This is a genomic window from Peterkaempfera griseoplana, from assembly GCF_001418575.1.
In the GTDB taxonomy this organism is placed as follows: Bacteria; Actinomycetota; Actinomycetes; order Streptomycetales; family Streptomycetaceae; genus Peterkaempfera; species Peterkaempfera griseoplana.
Genome location: NZ_LIQR01000678.1, coordinates 1 through 5783, shown reverse-complemented (window position 1 = coordinate 5783; position 5783 = coordinate 1). Strand labels below are relative to the sequence as shown.

General features: G+C 76.3%; 2 protein-coding genes and 2 pseudogenes. 3 read left to right on the top strand and 1 reads right to left on the bottom strand.

Features of this window, described 5'->3' with window-relative positions; genetic code table 11:
• The 3 genes and pseudogenes from AOK09_RS41210 to AOK09_RS35240 all read left to right on the top strand — a co-directional run.
• Positions 1–316, top strand: a pseudogene (locus AOK09_RS41210) (hypothetical protein); the annotation flags it as partial.
• A 291-nt stretch (positions 317–607) separates the two neighbouring features.
• Positions 608–1507 (top strand): MOSC domain-containing protein, encoded by a 900-nt coding sequence (locus AOK09_RS35245; RefSeq protein WP_055591266.1) that lies wholly within the window; start codon positions 608–610, stop codon positions 1505–1507.
• A 125-nt stretch (positions 1508–1632) separates the two neighbouring features.
• Positions 1633–4113, top strand: coding sequence for a right-handed parallel beta-helix repeat-containing protein (locus AOK09_RS35240; RefSeq protein ID WP_055591265.1), 2481 nt, complete (start codon positions 1633–1635; stop codon positions 4111–4113).
• A gap of 29 nt (positions 4114–4142) precedes the next feature.
• Here AOK09_RS35240 and AOK09_RS35235 read toward each other — a convergent pair.
• A pseudogene (locus AOK09_RS35235) lies at positions 4143–5783 on the bottom strand (hypothetical protein); the annotation flags it as partial.

The following is a 5783-nucleotide window of genomic DNA, read 5'->3' as shown; positions in this document are numbered from 1 at the left end:
GCAGTACGCGGCACCGCAGGCCCCCCAGTACGGCGCCCCCCAGCCGTACCTGCCGGGCCAGCGGATGGCCGCCCCGCAGCAGGGCACCCCGCCGCACGGCATGCCGTCGATGCCGCAGGGCGTCCCCGCCCAGCCGGGCTACGGCTACCCGGGCCCCGGCCAGAGCTTCGGCGGTAACGGGCTGCGCCCGGCCACCGCGCCGATGGCCCCGGTCGCCCCCGTGGCGCCGGTGCGGCCGATGCCGCAGCGTCCGGCCGCGCCCAACCAGTACGGCGACCAGCAGCAGTACCCCCGCGGCGGTTTCCAGGGGTTCTGACCCACCGGGCCGGCGCCACCTCGCCGGCCGCACACCCGTCGTACGACCCGGCGCGGCAGCGCGCCGGGAGGAGGAGTCAGGGACCCTCCCGCCCCTCGCCGGGCCGGGAGGAGGGTCGTCACCGGGCCGATCGGGATCTCCCGATCGGCCCGGTCGCATACCCGGCCGCCGTCCGGCGGCCGCCCGCCGCCGCACCGGTCAGGCCCGCCTGCCCCCGCACTCCGGTCCCCCACACACGGCGGGCCCGAGCACGCCCGCCGGAGCACCGCGGGCACCTGAGACGATGTCCCCATGCCCTACCTCAGCGCCCTGCACATCTACCCCCTCAAATCCGCCCACCGGCTGAGCCCCGCCGCCGCGCCGGTCGAACCCTGGGGGCTGACTGGGGACCGGCGCTGGATGCTGACCGACCCCTCGGGCCGCTTCCTCAGCCAGCGGGACCTTCCCGGCCTGGCCCTGGTCCACCTCCGGCCGCAGCCCGACGGCGGACTGCTGGCCACCGCCCCGGGCGCCGAACCGCTGCAGATCGCTCCGCCGTCGCTGGAGCGCGGCGACCCGGCCGTCGCGGTCTCCGTGTGGGCGAGCACCTTCAAGGCCGCCGAGGCGGCCGAGGCCGCCCACCTCTGGTTCTCCGCGCTGCTCGGCACCGACGTGCGGCTGGTGCACCTGGACGATCCCTCGCGGCGCGCGGCCGACCCCGACTACGCGCCCGGCACCACGGTCTCGCTGGCCGACGGCTTTCCGCTGCTGCTGGCCACCACCGCCTCGCTGAACGCCCTCAACGACCTGATCGCCGCCGACCACCCCGGCGACCCGGTCGCCGGCGCCGCGCTGCCCATAGAACGTTTCCGGCCCAATCTGGTGATCGACGGCAGCACCGCCTGGGCGGAGGACGGCTGGCGGCGGATCCAGGTGGGCGAGATGGTCCTGCGGGTGGTCAAGCCCTGCTCCCGGTGTGTCGTCACGACCACCGACCAGGAGACGGGGATCGCCCGGGGCCCGGAGCCGCTGCGCGCCCTGGCCCGCCACCGCCGGTTCGGCAAACGCCTGGTCTTCGGGCAGAACCTGGTGCCGGAGCGCCCGGCCGGACGGACCGGCGACGTCCTCGGCACCCTGCGGGTGGGCGACCCGGTGACGGTGCTGGAGGAGGTCCCGCGCCCACTGCCCGACAGGCGACCCGGCCGGGCGTGAGTTGGGCCGACCGGACACGGGTGATCACCTCCGAGGCGCTACGGTTGGGCAACGGCTCCGCCCTCGGCCGTCCCCGGGGGCGCCGCTGCAGCACGGCCGGACGAGAGGTGGGGACGCGTTCCGCTATGGGAGAGCACAGGGTCCGAGTCACGCAGGACGGGGGCTCCCGCTGGCGGCGCCGGGCGGGTGAGTACGAGACCCTGGCGGAGGCGGTCGCCGCCGCCGAGCCGGGTGACACCCTGACCCTGCGGCCCGGGACGTTCCGGGAGAACCTCGTGCTGGACAAGCCGCTGTCCCTGGTGGCGTCCGGGCCGCTGGGCTCGGTGCGCATCGAGCCCGCCGGCGGCCCGGCGCTGACCGTGCTGGCCGCGGCCACCGTCCAGGGGCTGGTCCTGGAGGGCCAGGACACCTCGTCGGCCGCCGTGCTGGTCGACGGACCCGCGGCCGCCGCCGAGATCGGCGGATGCCGCATCAGAACCGTCGCCGCGGTGGGCATCGAGGTACGCGGCGGAGCCCGTCCCACCGTGCGCGGCTGCACCGTGGAGAACCCCGGCGGGCTGGGCGTCCGGGTCCGCGACGCGGCCGCCGCGGCCTTCGAGGAGTGCGAGGTGGGCCCCTGCGGGCAGGCCGGGGTGGCGGTGCTGGAGGGCGCCACCGTACGGCTGGAGCGCAGCCGCGTCCACCACTCCGCCGGTGCGGGGCTGCTGCTCACCGGCGAGGGCACCACCGCCGAGGCGGTGGAGTGCGAGATCTACGAGGTCAACGGCACCGGGGTGCAGGCCGAGGCACGGGCGGCCGGCCGGCTCACCGACTGCGAGGTGCACCGGGTCACCGGCAACGGCCTCACCCTGGACAGCGCGGCGGTGCTCGCCCTCGACGGCACCCGCATCCACGACGTCCCGGAGAACGGGGCCGATCTGCGCGGGCGTTCGGTGCTCACCCTGGAGCGCAGCACCATACGGTCCTTCGGCCGCAACGGGCTCTCGGTGTGGGACGCGGGCACCCGCGCCGAGGCGTCCTCCTGCGAGATCCACGACTCCACCGGCGACTACCCGGCCGTGTGGGTCAGCGACGGCGCCCGGGTGTCGTTCACCGACTGCCGGCTGCACGATGTGCCCGACGCCCTCTTCGTGCTGGACCGGGAGTCCCACGCCGAGGCCGTGGACTGCTCGCTCTCGCAGATCCGCAGCTCGGCGGTCTCCGTGAGCGGCGGCGCCACGGTGCGGCTGGACCGCTGCCGCATCCAGGACGCCGGCACCGGCCTCTGGTTCCGCGACCAGGGCAGCGGCGGCACGCTGGACGGGTGCGACATCGCCGACGTCTCCACCGGGGTGATCATCGCGCGGGGTGCCGACCCGCTGCTGCGGTCCTGCACGGTGCGCGGCAGCGCGGACGCGGCGGTCTATGTCTCGGCCGGCGGTGTGGGCGCCTTCGAGGACTGCCGGGTCTCCCACGGCAAGGGCTACGGCTTCCATGTGATCGACGGCTGCCGTACGGTCCTCACCCGCTGCCGGGCCGAGCAGAACGCCCGGGGCGGCTTTGAGTTCTCCGAGCCGGGACCGGTGCTGGAGGCCTGCAGCAGCGACGACCTCAGACCGCTGACCGCCGGCGCCGGGACCGGCGCGGTCCGCCCCTCGGTGATCGAGCACGCGGTGGGCGCGGGCGGCATCCTGGGCGGCGGCGCTCCGCCGGGCGGCGGGGCGCATCCCGGGGGCGGCCTGCCCCGCAGCGCCTCCGCTCCGCTGGTCGACTCCGCCGCGTCCGCGCCGGCGTTCTCCGCCGCGGCGCCGGGCGGCGGCCACCGGGACGCCGACGAGGCGCTGGCCGACCTGGACGCGCTGATCGGTCTGGACACGGTGAAGCAGGAGGTCCGCACCCTGATCGACCTGATCTCGGTGGGCCGCCGGCGGCAGCAGGCGGGGCTCAAGGCCCCCTCGCTCCGCCGCCATCTGGTCTTCACCGGCTCCCCCGGCACGGGCAAGACCACCGTCGCCCGCCTCTACGGGGAGATCCTGGCCGCCCTCGGGGTGCTGCAGCGCGGCCATCTGGTGGAGGTCGCCCGGGTCGACCTGGTGGGCGAGCACATCGGCTCCACCGCGCTGCGCACCTCGGAGGCCTTCGACCGGGCCCGCGGCGGTGTGCTCTTCATCGACGAGGCCTATGCGCTGGCCCCGGCCGACGGTGCCCGGGACTTCGGGCGGGAGGCCATCGACACCCTGGTGAAGCTGATGGAGGACCACCGCGACGAGGTGGTGGTGATCGTGGCCGGGTACACCGCCGAGATGGAGCGCTTCCTGGACTCCAACCCCGGTGTGGCGTCACGTTTCTCACGTACCGTCACCTTCCCCGACTACTCCGCGGAGGAGCTGCTGCAGATCACCCGCACCCAGTGCGCGGAGCACGAGTACCGGCTCGCCGAGGAGACCGCCGAGGCGCTGCTGCTCCACTTCGCGGCGCTGGACCGCGGGCCCTCGTTCGGCAACGGCCGGACCGCCCGCCAGGTCTTCGAGACCATGGTCGAGCGGCACGCCGTCCGGGTGGCCCAGCTGGCGGACCCCTCCACGGAGGAGCTGCAGCTGCTGCTGCCCACCGACCTGCCGGGCTGACCCGTGACGGGCGGCCCGCCCGGCGCGGGTCAGCCCAGGCGCGCGAGCAGGGCGGCCCGTTCCGCGGCGAAGGCCGGGTTGGACTGGTAGCGCAGATGGCCGTCGATCTGGGTGGGCAGCGGGTCGGCGGGGGTGCGGCCGTAGGAGAGCGGATCGGTGAACGGGGGCGCGTCGACCGGCTCCCCGCTCCCGGCCACGGGCACCTGCACCGGGCCGCCGATGGGGTCGGTGCAGCGGTAGAGATTGCGCCAGGCCGGGACGTGGCTGCGCAGCCTGACCAGGTCCTCGGTGGCCATGTAGGCGGGGAAGAACCTGCCGTACAGCCGCCGCAGCGGCGACCCGTAGGTCAGCAGGCTCACCTGGTGCCGTACCGCCTCGGGGAGCTGCCACAGCGCGGCGGCGGCGATCACCGTGCCCTGGGAGTGCGCGGAGACCACCACCCGGGAGCCGCGCCCGCGGCCGCACCAGGCGCCGACGCAGGCCACCAGGTCGGGCACGGTCCGCTCCGCGTAGCAGGGGGGTGCGAAGGGGTGCGCGGCGCGGGGCCAGAAGGTGCCGATGTCCCACAGGATGCCGACCGTACGGCGGGCGGCCGCCCCCTTGTAGGCGCGCCGCCCGAGGGTCACCAGGGTCACCACGGAGGTGCCGATCAGCCAGGAGCCCAGGGCCTGGGCGGTGTCGGTGGCGTAGGAGACCACCGTGGGGGTGCCGTCGGCCGCGTCGGCCGGCGGGAGGTGGGTGACCAGCGCTCCGGCCAGCGAACCGGCGCAGGCCAGCAGGGCGAGCAGCGCCAGTGCGCCGATCAGCGGCGGGCCGGAGTCGGTGAGCCGGGCCCTGGCCAGTGCTCCGGCGATGGCGGCGGACCGCTCCGGGCTGGCCTCCTGCGCATCGACGCCGTACTCGGCGGCCACCCGGGGGGTGAGGCGGCGCTGCTGGAGCAGCATCCGGCCGCCGGCGGCCAGCAGCAGCACGGCGATCAGCAGCAGCACCACCGGGAAACAGACGGCGTGCCAGGTGAGCAGCAGGGGTGCCAGCGGAGGAGTGCCGTGGTGCTGGCCGGGCCCGGCGCCCCGGTTGAGCCAGTCGGCGGTCCAGACCACGGCGCCGGAGGTGAAGAGCACGCCGACCCCGCAGGCCAGCATGGCGGTGGCCGGTCCGGCGAAGCCCCGCAGCGCGGGGCCGCCGGGGCCGCCGAAGCCGGGGGCGTGCAGCGCGCCCGGCTTCTCCCCGGTGGGCACCGGGACCGGCGCCGGACGGTCCACGGCCGGGGCGGCGGACCGCCCCTGCTCCGGCACGGTCGCCGTACGGGGCCCGGGCGCGGACGGCCCGTCCGGCGCCGCGGGCGGAGCAGCCGCGGAGCGGCGGTGGCGCCCGACGAGGACGGCGGTGACCGCCGCCAGCCCTGCGACCAGGGCCAGTTGACCGGCGGCCAGCACGGTGAACAGGACGGCGGCGCCCGGCAGCAGACCTGCCGAGGTCCAGCCTGCGCGGCTCCACCCCGCGTACACCGCCGCGGCGACGCAGAGGCCGAGGGCGACCCGGTGCAGATTGCGGACCCCGGCCCCGTTGCGCTGGTCGTCCAGGATGTCCTCCCGCCGCACGCTGCCCACCAGGACGACCAGCACCCCCGCCACGGTCGCGGTCAGCAGCGCGGCCAGCAGCGCACCCAC